1 protein-coding gene and 1 pseudogene are annotated in these 19,854 nt (G+C 75.0%); both read right to left on the bottom strand.

What is annotated here, in order from left to right; genetic code table 11:
* Positions 1-122 precede the first annotated feature (122 nt).
* Positions 123-5,486, bottom strand: a pseudogene (locus IF17_RS0112390) (type I polyketide synthase); the annotation flags it as partial.
* 157 nt (positions 5,487-5,643) lie between these two features.
* Positions 5,644-19,500, bottom strand: coding sequence for a type I polyketide synthase (locus tag IF17_RS0112385; protein ID WP_051883969.1), 13,857 nt, complete (start codon positions 19,498-19,500; stop codon positions 5,644-5,646).
* Between the last annotated feature and the right edge of the window lie 354 nt (positions 19,501-19,854).

Genomic DNA, 19,854 nt, shown 5'->3' with positions numbered 1-19,854 from the left:
GCGAGCTTCTTCTCATCGGGCATGGGACGGCTCACATCTCCTCGTGAGATCGGGGCGGGCGGTGACGGCAGGGCGGAACTTCACAGGCCTCGGCTGCGCGGGATCATGGGACGCGGCGGGGGTCAGCCGCCGGCCCGGCCGAGCTCGTTGTCGATGAAGTCGAGGAGCTCGTCGGTCGACGCCTCCTCCAGGGAGGCCACCGGCTCGGACCCGGCGGGCGTCCCCCACGCCTCCATCCAGCGCGCCAGGATCGTCTGGAGGCGGACCGTGACCGTGGCGCGCCCCTCGTCGTCCGCCACGGTCGCGAGGATCTCCTCCAGCCGGTCCAGCTCGGCCAGGGCGGGCGCACGCCGTTCGGTGGCGCTGTCGGGCGCGGCCTTCGCCAGCAGGAACCCGGCGAGCGCCGTCGGCGTCGGATGGTCGAAGACCACCGTCGCCGGCAGCCGGACGCCCGCCGCTGCGCCCAGCCGGTTGCGCAGCTCGACCGCGGTGAGCGAGTCGAAGCCGAGCTCCTGGAAGGCCCGGCCCGCGTCGACCGCGTCCGCGTCGCGGAAGCCGAGGACCCCGGCCACCTCGCCGCGCACCAGGTCGAGGATGTACGTGCGCCGGTCGGTGTCGGACAGCTCCGCGAGCCGCTGGGCGAAGGAGGCGCCGTCGGCGCTCGCCGCGCGGCGGCCCGACGCCGGTACGAGGGCCCGCAGCAGCGGCGGGACGCGCGTACCGGCCCGCACCGCCGCCAGGTCGAACGGGGTCGCGGTCACGGCGGGCGTCTCCAGCGGCAGGGCCGCGTCGAGGAGAGCCAGCGCCTCCTCCGTACCGACCGGGAGGAACCCCTCACGGACGAAACGGGTACGGTCCGCCGAGGTCAGGCCGGCGTTGATCCCGCCCGCCACCTCCCACAGGCCCCACGCCAGCGAGGTGGCGGGCAGGCCGAGCGCTCGGCGGTGGTGGGCGAGGCCGTCCAGGAACGCCCCGGCCGCTGCGTAGTTGGCCTGTCCGGGGCCGCCGAACACGCCGACGACCGAGGAGAACAGCGCGAAGGCCGAGAGATTCGCGTCCTGGGTCAGCTCGTGCAGATGCCAGGCCGCATCCGCCTTGGGCCGCAGGACCGTGTCCAGCCCGTCAGCGGTCAGGGCGGGCAGCAGGTCGTTGTCCAGGACCCCCGCCGTGTGCACCACACCGGTCAGCGGGTGCTCGGCGGGGACCTCGGCGAGCAGCGCCGCGAGGGCGTCCCGGTCGGAGACATCGCAGGCGGCGACCCGCACCGAGGCACCGAGCGCGGTCAGTTCGGCCCGGAGTCCGTCGGCCCCGGGGGCCTCCTCACCGCGTCGCCCGGCCAGCAGGAGGTGGCCGACCCCGTGTTCGGTGACGAGGTGGCGGGCGACCGCCGAACCGAGGGCGCCGGTGCCGCCGGTGATCAGGACGGTGCCGTCCGGCCGCCAGGACGGGGCCGCCTCGGTGTCTCCGGAGGGGGCGGGCACGCGGGCCAGCCGGGGCAGCAGGAGCCGGCCGTCCCGGACGGCGGCCTGCGGTTCGTCGGAGGCGAGGAGGGCCGACAGCAGCTCCGGGGCGACCTCCTCGGTGTCGGCGTCCACGAGCACGATCCGGCCCGGGTTCTCCGACTGCGCCGAGTGGACCAGTCCCCGGACAGCCGCCGCGGCGGGCCGGATCCGGTCCCCTTCGGCCGCGCGCGCCGCATGCTGGGTGACGATGACCAGCCGGGTGTCCGCGAGGCGTTCGTCGGCCAGCCAGCCCTGGAGCAGCGACAGGGCCGCTGCGGTCTCCTGGTGGAGGGCGGCAAGGGTGTCGGTCTCCTCGGCGGGGTGCAGACGGGTGAGCAGGAGCGGTACGGACGTCCCGTCACCGACGGCCCGCCCGACGGCGGCCAGATCCTCGTACCGCGCCACGTCCTGCGCCGCGTCTCCACCCGTTCCCAGCACTGCCCAGGCCACCGGTCGGGCGGGAGCGCGCAGCCCGGACGGCGTCCAGGTGACGTGGTGGAGGGCGCGCAACGGGCCGGGGCCGCCCACGAGTTCGGCGGGACGCGGGGCCCGCCGCAGCACCGATTCCACGGCGGCGACGGGCCGCCCGTCCTGGTCGGTCAGCAGCAGGGCGAGGGTTCCGTCGGCCGCCGCCCCGAAGCGGGCCCGCACCGCCGTGGCGCCGGGCGCGTACAGGCGTACCCCACGCCACTCGGCCTCCACGAGCGTCGCTCCGGCCACGGAGTCCGGGGCGGCGGAGTCCGGGGCGGCGGCCAGGGCGGCCCGGAGCAGCTCCGGGTGCAGGCCGAAGGCGCCGGCCTCCGGCGCGTACTCCTCAAGAAGCGTTACGTCCACGGCCTCGGCGGACTCTGCGGCGGGCTCCGGCTCCGGGGCGGCCGCCGGGTCCTCCGCGCCGCTCAGGGTCCCGGTGGCCAGCTCCGTCCACGCGGCGGAGTCGGCCTCGGCCCGGGCGTGCACGGTCACCGGCCGGTGGCCCTCGCCGTCCGGGGCGCCGACCCGCACCTGGAGGGGCAGCTCGCCGGTCTCCGGGACGGCGAGGTGGGCCCGTATGGTCAGCTCCCGCAGGAACGGGGCGTCGGCCACGGAGCCCGCCGCGAGCACGGTCTCGACCAGCGCGGGCGCCGAGAGGACCGCGCTGCCCGCGAGGGTGTGCCCGGCCAGCCAGGGGTGGGTTCCCAGGGATATCGCGGTGGCGAACAGGAACTCGTCGCTGCCCGCCACGGCCAGCGCGGTGCCGAGCAGCGGATGGTGCGGGCCGGTGGAGCCGGTGCCGGCGGCGCGGAGAGCGCTCGCCGACGGCTCCAGCCAGTACCGCTCCCGCTGGAAGGCGTACGTGGGCAGCTCGGCCTGGCGTACGCCCTGTCCGGCGAACCGGGGCGTCCAGTCGACCGGGACGCCCGCGACGAACGCCTCGCCCAGGGAGGTCAGGACGCGCCCGGGCCCGCCGTCGTCGCGGCGCAGCGAGCCGAGGCCGGTGACCGTGACCCCGGAGGCGTCGGCGGTCTCCTCGATGCTGTGCAGCAGCACGGGGTGCGGGCTGCACTCCACGAACACCCCGTGGCCGTCACCGAGCAGGGTGCGGGTGGTCGGCTCGAACAGCACGCTCTGGCGCAGGTTGGTGTACCAGTACGTGGCGTCGAGCCCCGTCGTGTCGAACAGGCCGCCGGTGACGGTGGAGTAGAACGGCACCTCGGCGGGCCGGGCCTCGATCCCGGCCAGGTCGGTGAGCAGCCGCTCGCGGAGCACCTCGACATGGGCGCCGTGCGAGGCGTAGTCCACCGGGAGCCGCTTCGCCCGGCCGCCGGAGGCCCGGACCGTCTCCCGCACCTCGTCCAGCGCGTCGCCGTCGCCCGAGAGCACCACGGAGGCGGCCCCGTTGACGGCGGCCACCGACACCCGGGAGCCGTACCCGGCGATGAGGTCGCGCACCTGCTCCTCCGCCAGGGCCACCGACATCATGCCGCCGCCGCGCCCCGAGAGGTCCTCCGCGATGGCCCGGCTCCTCAGCGCCACGATCCGGGCGCCGTCCGCCAGGGAGAGCGCCCCGGCCACGCAGGCGGCGGCGATCTCGCCCTGGGAGTGCCCGATGACGGCGGCGGGCCGCACCCCGTGGGCGCGCCACACCTCGGCCAGCGACACCATGACCGCCCAGAGCGCGGGCTGGACGACCTCCACCCGCTCCAGCGGGGCGCCCGTCCGCAGGGTCTCGACGAGGTCCCAGTCGGTGAAGGGCGCCAGGGCGTCGGCGCACTCGGCCAGCTTGGCGGCGAACACCGTTGAGTTGTCCAGCAGTTCGGCGGCCATGCCCTCCCACTGGGAGCCCTGGCCCGGGAAGACGAAGGCGCTGCGGGACTCCGTGCGCCGGACGCCGCGGACCAGGTTCGGGGCCGTACCCCCCTCCGCGAGGGCGGTCAGGGCCTCCTTCAGCTCGGCCGGCTCGGTGCCCGTCACCACGGCCCGGTGGTCCAGCGTCGACCGCGTGGTGACCAGGGAGTACGCGATGTCGGCCACCGGGTCGGTGCCCTCCGCCAGCCGGTCGAGCAGCAGCCGGGCCTGGTCGGCGAGCGCCTGTCCGTCCCGGCCGGAGAGCACCAGCGGCACGGGGAGCGGCGGCCCGTCCGGGGCGCTCACGGCCTCCTCCTCGACAGCGGGGGCCTGTTCGAGGATGACGTGGGCGTTGGTGCCGCTGAACCCGAACGAGGACACGGCGGCACGGCGGGGGCGGTCGTTCTCGGGCCAGTCGCGGGGCTCGGTGAGGAGTTCGAGGGTGCCGGTGTCCCAGTCGATGTGCGAGGTGGGGTTCTCGGCGTGGAGCGTACGGGGGAGATGGGCGTGGCGGAGGGCGTGGACCATCTTGATGATCCCGCCGACACCGGCCGCCGCCTGGGCGTGGCCGATGTTGGACTTCAGCGACCCGAGCAGCAGCGGCTGTCCTTCGGGCCGCTCCTTGCCGTACGTCGCGAGGAGGGCGCGGGCTTCGATGGGGTCGCCGAGGGTGGTGCCGGTGCCGTGGGCCTCGACGGCGTCGACGTCGGCGGGGGTGATTCCGGCGTCGGCGAGGGCCTGGCGGATCACCCGTTCCTGGGCGGGGCCGTTGGGCGCGGTGAGGCCGTTGCTCGCCCCGTCCTGGTTGATGGCCGAACCCTTGACCACGGCGAGGATCTGCCGGCCGTCGCGCAGCGCGTCGGAGAGCCGGGCCACCAGCAGCAGCCCCACACCCTCGGCCCAGCCGGTGCCGTCGGCCTCCTCGGCGAAGGACTTGCAGCGGCCGTCGGGCGACAGGCCGCGCAGCCGGGAGAACTCGACGAACGGCATCGGCGTGGCCAGCACCGTCACCCCGCCGGCCAGGGCCAGGTCGCACTCGCCGCGCCGCAAAGCCTGGGCGGCGAGGTGGAGGGCGACCAGGGAGGAGGAGCAGGCGGTGTCGACGGTGACCGCCGGGCCTTCGAGCCCGAAGGTGTACGCCAGCCGGCCCGAGGCGACACTGCCCGCGCTGCCGCTGTACAGGTAGCCCTCGAACTCCTGCGGCGGCAGATGCGGCCGGGAGCCGTAGTCGTTGTACATCGCCCCCACGAACACGCCCGTCCGGCTGCCCCGTACCGCGTCCGGGACGATCCGGGCCCGCTCGAAGGCCTCCCACGCGGTCTCCAGCAGCAGCCGTTGCTGCGGGTCGGTGGCCAGCGCCTCCCGGGGCGACATCCCGAAGAACTCGGGGTCGAACAGGTCGGCGTCGTGCAGGAATCCGCCCTGGCGGGTGTACGAGCGCCCCACCGCCTCGGGGTCGGGGTCGTAGAGGTCCTCCGCCCAGCCGCGGTGCTCGGGGAAGGAGGAGACCGCGTCGACGCCGTCGGCGACGATCCGCCACAGGTCCTCGGGACTGCGCACGCCGCCGGGGTAGCGGCAGGCCATGCCGACGATCGCGATCGGCTCCTGCTGTCTCTCCTCGACCTCCCGCAGTCGCTTGCGTGAGGCGCGCGCGTCGGCCGTGGCGCGCTTGAGGTAGTCGCGGAGTTGGTTCTCGGCGGCGGTCACGTCTCTCAGCTCCAGGTTCGTGTGCGGAAGGGGACGGTGCGTGCGGCGGCGAGGTGGGCCGGGCGAGTGGGCCCCGGCCCACCTCTTCTCGGTCGAGTTCGTCGATTTCTCAGTCGAGTTCGTCGATGAGGTCGAAGAGTTCCTGGTCGGTCGCGCCGTCCAGGTCCTCGTCGGTGCCGGCCACCGGGTCCGCCAGGTCGAGAAGTTCCCTGAGCCGGGTGGCGATGCGGCCCTGGGCGTCGGCGTCGGACAGCGCGCCCGGCAGGGCGCCGAGCAGCCGGTCGAGATCGGCGAGGACCGCCGTGGCCGCCGACGGGGTCGCGGGGCCGGCCGCCGGGGCGAGCTCCGCCAGGATGTAGGCGGCCAGGGCGGTGGGGTTGGGGTGGTCGAAGACCACGGTGGAGGGGAGCCGCAGCCCGGTGGCTGTGCCGAGTTGGTTGCGCAGCTCGATCGCGGTGAGCGAGTCGAACCCCAGCTCGTTGAAGGCGCGGGTGGCGGCGACCGCCGACTGGTCGGCATGGCCCAGCACGGCCGCCGTCTTGGCCCGCACCAGGTCGGCGACGAGCGCTTCCTGTTCGGCGGGCGGCAGTTGGGCCAGCCGCTCGGTGAGCGGTGCCTGGCTCCGGACCGGCGCGGCGGCTGCCGGGGCGAGGCGCCGCAGGACGGCGGGGAGCTGCTGCGCGGTGCGCAGCGCCGCCCGGTCGATCCGGGTGAGGGCGTGGACGGGCCGGTCCAGGCGCAGCGCCGCGTCCAGCAGCGCGGTGCCCTCCGCCGCGCTCAGCGGCTTCAGCCCGAGCCGGGCGAGGCGCTGCACATCGGCGTCCGACAGGTGGGAGCTCAGGGCGCTGGTGTCGGACCACAGTCCCCAGGCGAGGGAGTGGGCGGGGAGGCCGTGGGCGTGGCGGTGGTGGGCGAGGGCGTCGAGGAAGGTGTTGGCGGCGGCGTAGTTGGCCTGGCCTGGGGTGCCGAGGGTGCCGGCGATCGAGGAGTAGAGGACGAAGGCGGTGAGGTCGTGGTCTTGGGTGAGTTCGTGGAGGTTCCAGGCGCCGTCGATCTTGGGCCGGAGCACACCGGCCAGCTGTTCCGGGGTGAGCGACATGACGGTGGCGTCATCCGTCGTACCGGCCGTGTGGACGACGGCGCTGAGCGGGTGCTCCTCCGGGATGGTGGCGAGGGCCCGGCTCAGCGCCTCGCGGTCGGCGGCGTCGGCAGCCACGAGGTCGACGTGGGCGCCGAGTTCGGTGAGTTCGGTGCGCAGGGTGTCGGCGCCGGGGCTGTCGGGTCCCCGGCGGCTGAGCAGAAGCAGACGTCGTACGCCGTGCTCGGTCACCAGGTGCCGGGCCAGGATCGCCCCGAGCGCTCCGGTGCCGCCGGTGATCAGGACCGTACCGCGTCCCCAGTCGGGTCCGGCCACGCCCCGGGCGGGGGGTTCGGCGGGGGTGAGGCGCGGGACGAACGCCTCGCCGGCCCGCAGCATCAGTTGGGTCTCGTCGGTGCGCAGGGCCGCCGCGAGGGCGTCCCGGCTGAGCGGGTTCCCGTCGGTGTCGACCAGCACGATCCGCCCCGGCTGCTCGGCCTGGGCCGACCGGAGCAGGCCCCAGACACCGGCCAGCACCAGGTCGGTGGCGTCCTCGCCGTCCGGGGCGACGGCGCCCCGGGTCACCACGGCCAGCCGGGTGTCGGCGAACCGTTCGTCTGCCAGCCACTCCCGCACGGTGGCGAGGACCCCGGCCAGCGCGGCCCGAGCCCGTTCCGCGAGATCACCGGTCCCGGCGGGCGCCTCCAGCGGCAGCAGTACGGCCGAGGGCGCGGCCTCCCCGTCGTCCACCGCCCGGCGCAGAGCGGGCAGATCGGCGTGCGTACGGGCTCCGGGCAGGTCGAGCGTCCCGCCGAGCACCACCCGGTCCTCATCCGCCGCCGTCCGGTCGAGCGGTACGGGTTCCCAGCTCAGCCCGAACAGTCCCTCGGCGGCCCGGTCGCCCGCCACCGGCAGGTCATCGGGCGACAGCGGACGCAGGAGCAGCTCGTCGACCGTGGCCACGGGCAGCCCCGCCCCGTCGGTCAGGGTGAGGCCGACCGCGACGGCCGTGTCGTCGGACTTGCGCAGGGTCAGCCGGGCCCGGAGCGCGTCGACGGGAGCCGCCGGCACGCTGACCCCGGACCAGGAGAAGGGCACCATGGGCCGGTCCGCCACGCCCGCGACGCCGGGGAGCAGCGCGTGCAGAACCGCGTCCAGGAGCGCCGGGTGGAGCGTGAAGCCCGCCCCGCCCGCCGGGTGTTCACCGGCCGACGCGACCTCGGCGTACAGGTCGTCCCCGAGGCGGGAGAGCCGCCGGAGGTTCTGGAAGGCGGGGCCGTACCGGTAGTCCTGCCCGGCGAGCCGGTCGTAGACGCCGGTGAGGTCGATCTCCAGCACACCGGCCGGCGCGCGGGTGTCCCCGTCGGCCGGGGAGGCGGGCCCGCCCGGAGCGAGCACGCCCTCGGCGTGCTGGGTCCAGGGCTCGTCGCCCCCGGTGCCGGAGCCGGAGCCGGTGCCGGTCCGCCGGGAGTGGACGGAGACCGGGCGGCGGCCGCTGTCGTCGGGGGCGCCGACGGTGAGCTGGAGCTGCGCCTCGTCGTCCGTACCGAGCACCAGAGGGGCGGTGAGGGTGAGTTCGTCCAGCAGGGCGAGGCCGACCCGCCGGGCGGCCGTCAGCGCCAGGTCCACGAAGGCCGTTCCGGGCAGCAGGACCCGGTCCATGACGGCGTGGTCGGCGAGGTACGGGTGGGTGCGCAGCGAGACCCGGCCGGTGAGGACGACGAGCTCGCCGCCCGCCACCTCGACCGCCGCGCCGAGCAGCGGGTGCCCGGCGGAGTCGAGGCCGAAGTCCGCGGCCTCGCCTTTCGTGTCCCCGGCCGTGAGCCAGTACCGCTGCCGCTGGAAGGCGTACGAGGGCAGCGGCGTGCGGCGGGCGCCGGGGAGGACGGCGCTCCAGTCGGTGCGGGCCCCCCGCAGCGCGGACAGGGCCAGGGCCGATACGACGGTCCGGGGCTCGGGCCGACCGGACCGCAGCAGCGCGGCCACCGAACCGGCCGGAGCCGTCAGGCACCGCTCCACCAGCGCGGAGAGGACACCGTCGGGGCCCAACTCCAGGTACTCGGTGACCCCTTCGGCCTCCAGCGCCCGGACGCCGTCGGCGAAACGGACGGCCTGCCGGATCTGCGCCACCCAGTAGTCGGGCGTGCACAGGTCCGCGTCGCCGATCAGGGAACCGGTGACGGTGGAGACGATGGGCACCTTCGGCGGGTGGAAGGTCACCCCTTCCGCCACCCGCGCGAACGCGTCGAGCATCCCGTCCATGAGGTGGGAGTGGAAGGCGTGCGAGACGGTGAGCCGCTTGACCTTGCGGCCCTCGGAGCGCCACCGCGCCTCCAGCGCGGCCACGGCCTCCTCGTCGCCGGAGACCACCACCGACCGGGGGCCGTTGACGGCGGCCAGGCTCACCCCGTCCGGCAGGTCGGTCTCGTCCTCGGCGGCCTCCACCGCCAGCATCGCCCCGCCCGCCGGCAGCGCGTCCATCAGCCGGCCTCGGGCGGCCACCAGGGCGCAGGCGTCGGCGAGCGACAGCACGCCCGCGACATGGGCGGCGGCGAACTCACCGATGGAGTGGCCCATCAGCAGGTCGGGGGTGATGCCCCAGGACTCCACGAGCCGGAACAGGGCCACTTCCAGGGCGAAAAGGGCGGGTTGGGCGAGCGCGGTCCGGTTCAGCTCGTCCCCGCCACCGAACACCACGTCCTTCAAGGGCAGTTCGAAGTGCGCGTCCACCTCGTCGAAGGCGGCCGCGAAGACCGGGAACGCGGCGTACAACTCGCTCCCCATACCGGATCGTTGGCTGCCCTGCCCGGTGAAGAGGAAGGCGGTCCTGCCGCGCCGCCCGCCCTCGTCGCGTACGACGCCTGTGGCGTCCTCGCCCGCCGCCAGCGCGGCCAGGCCGCGCAGCAGCTCCTCGCGGTCCGCTCCGACGACGGCGGCCCGGTGCTCGTGCCGGATCCGGCCGGTGGCGAGGGAGAAGCCGAGGTCGGACGTGGGGAGTTCGGGGTTCGCGGTCACGAACTGCCGCAGCCGGTCCGCCTGGGCGCGCAGCGCGTCCGGGGACTTCGCCGAGAGCAGCCACGGAACCGTCGTACCGGCCTCGGTCTCCAGGCGGGGCCCGTCGGCGTCCTTCCCGGCCGTCTCCTCGACGGCGGGTGCCTGTTCGAGGATGACGTGGGCGTTGGTGCCGCTGATCCCGAAGGAGGAGACGGCGGCCCGGCGGGGGCGGTCGGTCGCGGGCCACTCGCGGCCCTGGGTGAGGAGTTCGAGGGTGCCGGTGTCCCAGTCGATGTGCGAGGTGGGGTTCTCGGCGTGGAGGGTCGGGGGCAGGTGGGCGTGGTTCAGGGCGTGGACCATCTTGATGATCCCGCCGACACCGGCCGCCGCCTGGGCGTGGCCGATGTTGGACTTCAACGAACCGAGCAGCAGAGGGTTTCCGGGCTCCCGCTCGGCGCCGTACGTGGCCAGCAACGCCTGCGCCTCGATGGGGTCGCCGAGGGTGGTGCCGGTGCCGTGGGCCTCGACGGCGTCGACGTCGGCGGGGGTGAGTCCCGCGTCGACGAGGGCCTGGCGGATGACGCGTTCCTGGGCGGGGCCGTTGGGGGCGGTGAGGCCGTTGCTCGCCCCGTCCTGGTTGACGGCCGAGCCGCGCAGCACCGCGAGGACCTGGTGGCCGTTGCGGCGGGCGTCGGAGAGCCGTTCCACCAGCAGCAGCCCGACCCCCTCGCTCCATGCGGTGCCGGAGGCGTCGGCGGCGAAGGACCGGCAGCGGCCGTCGGTCGACAGAGCGCGCTGGCGGCTGAACTCGACGAACGAGCCCGGGCCCGCCATCACGGTGACCCCGCCGGCCAGCGCCAGATCGGTCTCGCCCGAGCGAAGGGCCTGGGCCGCGAGGTGGAGGGCGACCAGGGAGGAGGAGCAGGCGGTGTCGACGGTGACCGCCGGGCCTTCGAGCCCGAAGGTGTACGCCAGCCGGCCCGAGATGACGCTGGAGGTGTTGCCGACGAGCAGGAAGCCCTCGAACTCGGCGGGCACGGAGGCCAGTCGGGAGGCGTAGTCGTCGTACATGGAACCGACGAAGACGCTGGTGTTGGTACCGCGCAGCGCGGTCGCGTCGATCGCCGCGCTCTCGAAGGTCTCCCAGGCGGTCTCCAGCAGCAGCCGCTGCTGGGGGTCCATGGCGGTGGCCTCGCGCGGCGATATGCCGAAGAAGTCACGGTCGAAGAGGTCGGCGTCGTGCAGGAACCCGCCCTCGCGGACGTACGAGGTGCCGGTGTGCTCCGGGTCCTGGTCGTAGAGCCGCTCCAGGTCCCAGCCCCGGTTGGTCGGGAAGCCGCTGATCGCGTCGGTGCCCGAGGTGACCAGGTTCCACAGGTCCTCCGGCGACCGGACGCCGCCCGGGTAGCGGCAGGCCATGCCCACGATGGCCAGCGGCTCGTCGGCCGTGCCGGAGCGCTTGCCCCGGCGGGCCTTCGCGGCCTTGCCCGGGGCCGCGCCCGCCTGGTCCTGCCCCGGGACCAGGCCCAGGATGTAGGCGGTCAGCGCGGTGGGGTTGGGGTGGTCGAAGACCACGGTGGAGGGCAGCCGCAGTCCGGTGGCGGTGCCGAGCTGGTTGCGCAGCTCGACGGCGGTGAGGGAGTCGAAGCCCTGCTCCTTGAACGCCTTGGTGACGTCGACCTGTTCACCGGAGGTGTGGCCCAGCGCCGCGGCGACGCAGTCGCGGACGAGCTGGAGCACGGCGGGGCCGCGCTCGTCCTCGGGCAGGGCGGCCGTGCGGGCCGCCCACCCCGAGGCGTCCGCCGCCGCTGCCGTACGGGCGGTGCGGCGGGTGCGGACCAGGCCGCGCCACACGGCAGGCGGCAGGCCGGAGCCCGCGATCCGCGCCGGGTCCAGCGCGGCGGCGACGGTGAGGGGGGCGTCCGTGCCCAGCGCCGTATCGAACATGCGCAGGCCCTGCTCCTCGGAGAGCGGGAGCACACCGGTACGGGTCCAGCGGGCCACGTCCGCCCCGGAGAGGGTGGCGCCCATGCCCGTGGAGGCGTCCCACAGTCCCCAGGCGAGGGAGTCGGCGGGGAGGCCGTGGGCGTGGCGGTGGTGGGCGAGGGCGTCGAGGAAGGTGTTGGCGGCGGCGTAGTTGGCCTGTCCTGGGGTGCCGAGGGTTCCGGCGATCGAGGAGTAGAGGACGAAGGCGGTGAGGTCGTGGTCTTGGGTGAGTTCGTGGAGGTTCCAGGCGCCGTCGATCTTGGGCCGGAGCACGCTGTCGAGCTGTTCCGGGGTGAGGGAGGCGATCGTCGCGTCGTCGATGACGCCCGCCGTGTGGACGACGGCGGTGAGCGGGTGTTCCTCCGGGATGGTGGCGAGGGCCCGGGCGAGGGCCTCGCGGTCGGCGGCGTCGGCGGCCACGAGGTCGACGTGGGCGCCGAGTTCGGTGAGTTCGGTGCGGAGGGTGTCGGCGCCGGGGCTGTCGGGGCCTCGGCGGCTGAGCAGGAGCAGACGTCGTACGCCGTGCTCGGTGACCAGGTGCCGGGCCAGGACCGCGCCGAGTCCGCCGGTGCCGCCGGAGATCAGGACCGTACCCTCGGCCGCGAAGCGGACCGGCGGTGCGGTCCGGGCGGCGGCCCGGGCCAGCCTCGGGGCGCGGAACTCCCCGTCGCGGACGGCGATCTGCGGTTCCCCGGTGGCCACGGCCCCGGCCACCAGGGCGTCCGCGTCACCGTGCCCGTCGAGGTCGACCAGGACGATCCGGCCCGGGTGTTCGGTCTGGGCCGAGCGCACGAGCCCCCACAGCGGGGCGTGGACCAGGTCGGTCACGTCCTCGCCGGGGGCGGCCGCCACGGCACCGGTGGTCACCAGGACCAGCCGGGACCGCTCGAACCGCTCCGCTTCCAGCCACTCCCGCAGGAAGGCCGCCACCTCCGCGGTCGTGGTCCGGGCGGTGCCGGGGACGGCGCCCGGGGTCTCGGTCAGGGTGGCGTCCGGGATCTCGGTGAGGGTCAGGACGACGAGGTCGGCCGGTTCGACGGCCGCCGGGTCCTGCGCGGAGAGCCCGGTCAGCCCGGCTGGCCCGGTCAGCTCCGTACGGGTCCACTCGGGGACCTCGCCCGCCGCGACCACCGGCCAGTCGAGTACGTAGAGGGGCTCGCGGACCACGGCGGCCTCGGCGAACGCCGCCCGCGCCACCGGGCGCAGGGTGAGCGAGGCGACGGTCACCACGGGTTCCCCGGCCCGGTCGGTGACGGCCAGCGAGACGGTGTCCGGGCCGGCCGGGGTGATCCGTACCCGGGCGGAGGCGGCCCCGGCGGCGTGCAGCCGGACCCCGTCCCAGGCGAACGGCAGCCGGATCTCCGCCGCGCTCCCGCCCTCCGCCGCACCCGGCAGCAGCGGGTGCAGCGCGGCGTCGAACAGCGCAGGGTGCACGCCGTACCGGCCGGCGTGCTCCTGCTGGCCCTCGGGCAGCGCGATCTCGGCGAGCAACTCGTCCCCGAGGCGCCACAGCGCCCGCACGCCCTGGAAGGACGGGCCGTAGGCGTATCCGAGGCCGTCCAGCTCCCGGTACACGTCCTCGGCCGGCAGTGCGACCGCCCCGGCGGGCGGCCAGGTGCCCTGATCGGCGTCCGGTGACGGGGCCTGCGCGGCGGAGAGGAACCCGGTCGCGTGCCGCGTCCACGGCTGACCGCTGGCGCTCACCGGGCGGGAGTGGATCGTGAACGGGCGTGCGCCGTCCGCGTCCGGGGCGGCGACCTTGATCTGGACGCGTACGGAGTCCCGCCCGGTCAGCGCCAGCGGCGCCTCCAGGGTCAGGTCGTCGACGGTGTCGGCCCCCGTCGGCTCCCCGGCGGCGAAGGCCAGCTCCAGGAAGGCGGTGGCGGGCAGAAGCGTGCTGCCCGCCACGACGTGGTCGGCCAGCCAGGGGTGGGCGCGCAGGGAGAGCAGGCCCGTCAGGACGGTCTCCCCGTCGCCGCCCGCCACCTCGACCGAGGCGCCGAGCAGCGGGTGCCCGGAGGCGTCGAGGCCCAGCCCGGGGACATCGGTGCGGGCGCCCGGGGCCAGCCAGTAGTGCGCCCCGCGGAAGGCGTACGTCGGCAGGCCGATGCGCTCGGCGCCGGGGTAGCGGGCGGCCAGGTCGAAGGCGGCCCCGGCGGCCTGGACCGTGGCGAGGGCGGCGGTGTACGTGTCGGCCTCCGGCCGGCCGGCGCGGGCCAGGGCGACACAGGTGGTGGCGGCCTCGGCGCCCGCGTCGGTGAGCGACTCCCGCGCCATGGCGGTGAGGACGGCGTCCGGCCCGAGCTCCACGAAGAGGGTCGCCCCCTCGTCGTACAGCGACCGTACGGTGTCGTGGAACCGCACCGTGGCACGGATCTGGTCCACCCAGTAGTCGGGCGAGCGCAGCAGCTCCGGATCGGCGGGCGCTCCGGTCACCGTGGACACCACGGGGATGGCGGGCGCGTGGAAGGTCAGGGACCGCGCGACCGTACGGAACTCCTCCAGGATGCCGTCCATGTGCGGCGAGTGGAACGCGTGGCTCACCCGGAGCCTGCGGACGCGGTGACCGCGCTCGCGCCACTCCGTCTCGATCCGCTCCACCACGGCCTCGTCCCCTGCGACGACCACGGACCGGGGCCCGTTGACCGCCGCCAGGGAGACCGCGTCGGCGTCGGCGCCGAACGTGGCGACCACCTCGTCGGGCCCGGCCTGGATCGCGAGCATGGCCCCGTCCGAGCGCGCCTCCTCCATGAGCCGCCCCCGGGCCGCCACCAGCGCGGCGGCGTCGTCGAGGGAGAGCACCCCGGCCACATGGGCGGCGGCCAGCTCACCGATGGAGTGGCCGGCCAGCAGGTCCGGTGCCAGGCCTTGGTGCTCGACCAGCCGGAACAGCGCCACCTCCACGGCGAACAGGGCCGGCTGGGTGTAGCGCGTCCGGTGCAGCAGCGCCGCGTCCGGGTCGTCCTCGCCGGCGAAGACCAGCTCGCGCAGGGACCGGTCCAGGTGCGGGTCGACCGCCGCGCACACGGCGTCGAAGGCATCGGCGAACACCGGGAACTCCGCGTGGAGTTCCCGTCCCATCCCGGCCCGCTGGGCGCCCTGGCCGGTGAAGAGGAAGGCGGTACGGCCGGGCTCGGCGGCCGAGCCGCGCACCACCTGCGGCGAGGCGGCGCCCTCGGCGAGCGCGTCGAGCGCGGCGAGACGGCCCTCGGAACCGGAACCGGAACCGGAACCGGAGCCGGAACCGGAACCGGAGCCGGAACCGGAGCCGGAACCGGAACCGGAGCCGGTGTCACCGGCCGTGCCGAGGACCACCGCCCGGTGGGCGAAGAGGGTACGGGTGGCGGCGAGGGAGAGCCCCACGTCCTCGGGGCGCAGCTCCGGACGGGCCGTCACGAACTCACGCAGCCGCGCGGCCTGGGCCTTCAGGCCGTCGGCGTCGGGGGCGGAGAGCAGCCAGGGCGCGCGCGCCGCGTCGACGGCGGCGGACGTGTCGGTAGCGGCCGTCTCCACGGGGCGCGTCTTCACGGGCGGCGGTGCGTCCGCCCGGTCCGGCTGCTCGACGACGACGTGCGCGTTGGTCCCGCTGATGCCGAAGGAGGAGATACCGGCCCGCCGGGGCGCACCGGTCCGGGGCCACGGCCGGTGCTCGCGCACCAGCGCGACGGTGCCGGAGGACCAGTCCACGTGCGGGGTCGGCTCGTCCACGTGAAGGGTGGCCGGGACGACGCCGTGCCGCATGGCCTCGACCATCTTGATGAGCCCGCCGACCCCGGCCGCGGCCTGGGCGTGCCCGATGTTCGACTTCAGCGAGCCGAGCAGCACCGGTTCCCGGCCCTCCCGGTCGCTCCCGTACGTGGCGAGGATCGCCTCGGCCTCGATCGGGTCGCCCAGCGACGTACCGGTGCCGTGCGCCTCCACCACGTCCACGTCGGCGACGGTCAGACCGGCGTCGGCCACCGCCTGCCGGATCACCCGCTGCTGGGAGAGGCCGTTGGGGGCGCTGAGCCCGTTGGAGGCGCCGTCCTGGTTGACGGCGGACCCGCGGACCAGGCCCAGGACCCGGTGCCCGTTGCGGCGGGCCTCGGAGAGCCGCTCCAGGACCAGCAGGCCGACGCCCTCCGACCAGACGGTGCCGTCCGCCCCGGCGGCGAAGGACTTGCACCGCCCGTCGGGCGACAGCCCCTGCTGCCGGGAGAACTCCACGAACATCCCGGGGGAGGACATGACGGTGGCCCCGCCCGCCAGCGCGAGGCCGGACTCGCCGCGCCGCAGCGACTGCACCGCCATGTGCACGGCGACCAGGGAGGAGGAGCAGGCCGTGTCCACGGTGACCGCGGGGCCGGTGAAGCCGAACTGGTAGGCGATGCGGCCGGACATCACGCTGGGGGTGGTCCCGGTGAGCAGGTGTCCCTCGGCGCTCTCCGGGGCGTCCTGCATCCGGGGCCCGTAGTCGCCGGTCGTCGCGCCGACGAAGACACCCGTACGGGTCCCGCGCAGCGTGCGCGGCACCAGCCCGGCGTGTTCCAGGGACTCCCACGCGGTCTCCAGCAGCAGCCGTTGCTGGGGGTCCATGGCCTGCGCCTCACGCGGCGATATACCGAAGAAGCCGGGCTCGAAGCGGCCCGCGTCGTGCAGGAAGCCGCCCTCGCCCAGATAGGACTTGCCGGAGCGCTCGTGGTCGGGGTCGTAGAGGTCCTCGTCCCAGCCCCGGTCGGTCGGGAAGGAGGTGATCGCGTCACCGTGCTCGTTTACGAGCCGCCACAGGTCCTCCGGCGAGGCGACGCCGCCGGGGTAGCGGCAGGCCATGCCGACGATGGCGATCGGCTCGTCGGAGCCGGTGGCCAGGAGCGGTTCCTCCTCCTGGGCGCCGCCGGAGCCCTGGAGTTCGGCACCGATGAACTCCGCCAGCGCCGCCGGCGTCGGGTGGTCGAAGAGCAGCCCGGACGGCAGCCGCAGCCCGGTGGCCTCGGCGAGGCCGGTGCGCAGCTCCACGGTCATCAGGGAGCTGAAGCCGAGGTCGCGGAAGGGGAGGTCCGACTCCACGGACCGGTCGGGGCCGTATCCGAGGACGGCCGCGACGTGCGCCGTCACCAGGTCGGCCGCCGAGCGGTCGCCGGCCGTGGGACCCGTCGGCCGGGCGGTCACGGCCGCCGGAGCGGCCGTGGTGGCGCCCGCCGCCGGGGAGGAGCCGGCGGCCGGAGCCGGCAGGTCCGTCACCCAGTAGCGCTCGCGCTGGAAGGCGTACGTCGGCAGCTCCACCCGGTGCGCCCCGGTGCCCGCGAACACCGCGTTCCAGTCCACCTCCGCCCCCCGGACGAAGGCCTGGGCGAGCGCCGCGCCCGCCGTACGGTCCTCCGGGCGGCCCGCGCGCAGGGCGGGCTCGGCGTGCACGGTGTCCCGGTCGAGCACGCTCTCGGCCACCATCGCCGAGCACACCCCGTCGGGGCCCAGCTCGACGACGGTGCGCACGCCCTCGGCCTCCAGGGTGCGCACGGCCTCCAGGAACCGTACGGGCGCCCGCACCTGCTCGACCCAGTACTCCGGGGACTCCAGCAGGCCGTCCGCCGCCACCTCACCGGTCACGGTGGAGACGACGGGGATGCGCGGCGGGTGGAAGGACAGCGGCGCCAGCGCCTCGCGGAACGCGTCGAGCATCCCGTCCATGTGGGCCGAGTGGAACGCGTGGCTCACCGTGAGCCGTTTCGTCTTGTGCCCCCGCTCGCGCAGCCCGCCCGCGACCTCCAGCACCGCCGCCTCGTCCCCGGAGAGGACGACGGCGGCGGGCCCGTTCACCGCGGCCAGCGACACCGCCGCCTGGGACCCCGCGGCCGGCGACACCGCCGCCTCGTGTCCGGACAGCGCGTCCAGCACCTCCGCCTCGGACGCCTGGACCGCGACCATGGCGCCGCCCTCGGGAAGCGCCTGCATCAGCCGGCCCCGGGCCGCCACCAGGACGCACGCGTCGGCCAGCGTGAGCACCCCGGCCACATGGGCGGCCGAGACCTCGCCGATGGAGTGCCCGGCGAGGAAGTCGGGGCGCACACCCAAGGACTCGTACAGCCGGAACAGCGCCACCTCGACGGCGAACAGCGCGGGCTGGGTGGAGCCGGTCAGGTCCAGGCCCTCGCCCGAGGCGATGACCTCCCGGAGCGGGCGTTCCAGCAGCGGGTCGAGGTGCTCGCACACCGCGTCGAAGGCGGCGGCGAAGGCCGGGAACGCCGCGTACAGCTCGCTTCCCATCCCCACCCGCTGGGCGCCCTGGCCGGTGAAGACCATCCCCAGCCGGCCGCCCACCTCGCTGCCGGAGACCACGTTGGCGGCGGGCAGTCGCCCGCCCAACGACTGGAGCCCGGCGAGGAGTTCCTCCCGGTCGGCGGCGAGAACCACCCCTCGGTGAGCGAACAGTGACCGGGTGGAGACCGACGACCGGCCGACGGCGGCGGGCGTCACGTCCTCGTCGGCCGCCACCTGGGCGGCCAGCCGGGCGGCCTGGGCGTCCAGCGCCTTCGGGGTCCGCCCGGAGACCACCACCGGCAGGGCGACGGAGGGGCGCGCCGGGGAGGCGGCGGGGTCGGCGGGGTCGGTCGGTCGCGTGGGCGCCTCGGTGAGGATGACGTGGCAGTTGCTCCCGCCCATGCCGAAAGAGCTCACCCCCGCGGTGAGCGGGCGGTCGGGGCGCGGCCATGGGCTCAGCCGCTCGTTGACCGCGAGATTCAGCTCGCCGAGGGGGATGTCCGGGTTGGGCGTCTCGAAGTTGAGGCTCGGCGGGAGCATCCGGTGGCGGATGGACAGGACCGTCTTGATGAGGCCGACGATGCCGGCGGCGCCTTCCAGGTGCCCGATGTTCGTCTTGACGGACCCGACCCGCAGCGGATCGCCGTCCGCCTTGAGGGTGCCGAGCGCCGCCCCGAGCGCGGCGGCCTCGATCGGGTCGCCCAACGGGGTTCCGGTGCCGTGGAGTTCGACGTACTGGATCGCGTCCGGCTCCACCCCGGCCCGCTCCCGGGCCAGGCGGATCACCCGCTCCTGCGCGGCGGCGCTGGGGACGGTGAGGCCGGGGGTCGCGCCGTCGTTGTTCACGGCGCTGCCGAGGATCAGGCTGTGGACCCGGTCCCCGTCGGCGAGGGCCCGCGAGAGCGGCTTGAGGACCAGGACGCCCGCGCCCTCCCCGCGTACGTAGCCGTTGGCGCGGGCGTCGAAGGTGAAGGAGCGGCCGTCGGGGGAGAGGCCGCCGAACTGCTCGGCGCCGCCGATCCCTTCGCCGAGGATGTTGAGGTTCACGCCCGCCGCGAGGGCCATGTCGGACTCGCCGGTCCGCAGGCTCTCGCACGCGAGGTGGACGGCGACCAGGGAGGAGGACTGGGAGGTGTCCACGGTGAGGCTGGGGCCGTTCAGCCCGAGCGCGTAGGAGACCCGGTTGGCGATGATGCCGCGGTGGGTGCCGGTCACGGTGTGCTGGGTGATGGCCGAGGAGCCCTGCCGGTAGACCAGGCTGGTGTAGTCCTCGCGGGCGGTGCCGACGTACACGGAGGTCGCGCTGGACTCCAGGGTCGAGGCGACGATGCCCGCGTCCTCCAGCGCTTCCCAGGTGAGCTCCAGCAGCAGGCGCTGCTGCGGGTCCATGACGACGGCCTCGCGGGGCGAGATACCGAAGAAGGAGGCGTCGAAGTCGGCGATGCCGTCGATGAATCCGCCCCGGCGGATTCCGTCGACCGGGTCGCCCGAGATCGACTCCCAGCGGTCGGCCGGCATGTCGGTGAGGGCGTCCCGGCCTTCGCTCAGCAGCTCCCAGAAGGCCGCCGGGCCGGAGGCTTCGGGCAGTCGGCAGGACAGGCCGACCACGGCGATGGGCTCGGACCGTCCCCGGTGCGGGCCGTTGACCTCGGAACGTGGCTCACTCGTCATTTCGCTCGACTGCCTTTCCCGCGACGGAAATCGCCTCTGGCTGACGATCACATGTTCGCCCCGAACCGTATCCGTATTCGATACATGAATTCCAGGAAGTCGGTCACGGCCCGGCAACGCGTGAATCTCCGTCCGCTTTCCCCGGATGATTACCGCAGAGCGCCCGTGCCAGGGAAAGGAAACCTATGGATCACACCGGGAACCGGGGAGGAATTGCCTGGTCGGGGCGGCGATCAGGGCGCGGAGGACGGACAGTTACCGATCCATTACAGGCGCTTCGAATAAAGGGGCTATTGTTCGCCGCCAGTACGGAGTCACAGTACGGAGTCATGCGGCACTGTCGGTCAGAGGGTG

It is taken from the genome of Streptomyces cyaneofuscatus (assembly GCF_000718135.1).
Lineage (GTDB): Bacteria > Actinomycetota > Actinomycetes > Streptomycetales > Streptomycetaceae > Streptomyces > Streptomyces cyaneofuscatus.
Note: the sequence above shows the minus strand (reverse complement) of the source record. Positions and strands in the feature narration are given on the sequence as shown.

What these genes read in the sequence shown, in the direction of transcription:
- IF17_RS0112385 (WP_051883969.1), bottom strand. Translation starts at nt 19,500, where the DNA reads ATGACGAGTGAGCCACGTTCCGAGGTCAACGGCCCGCACCGGGGACGG.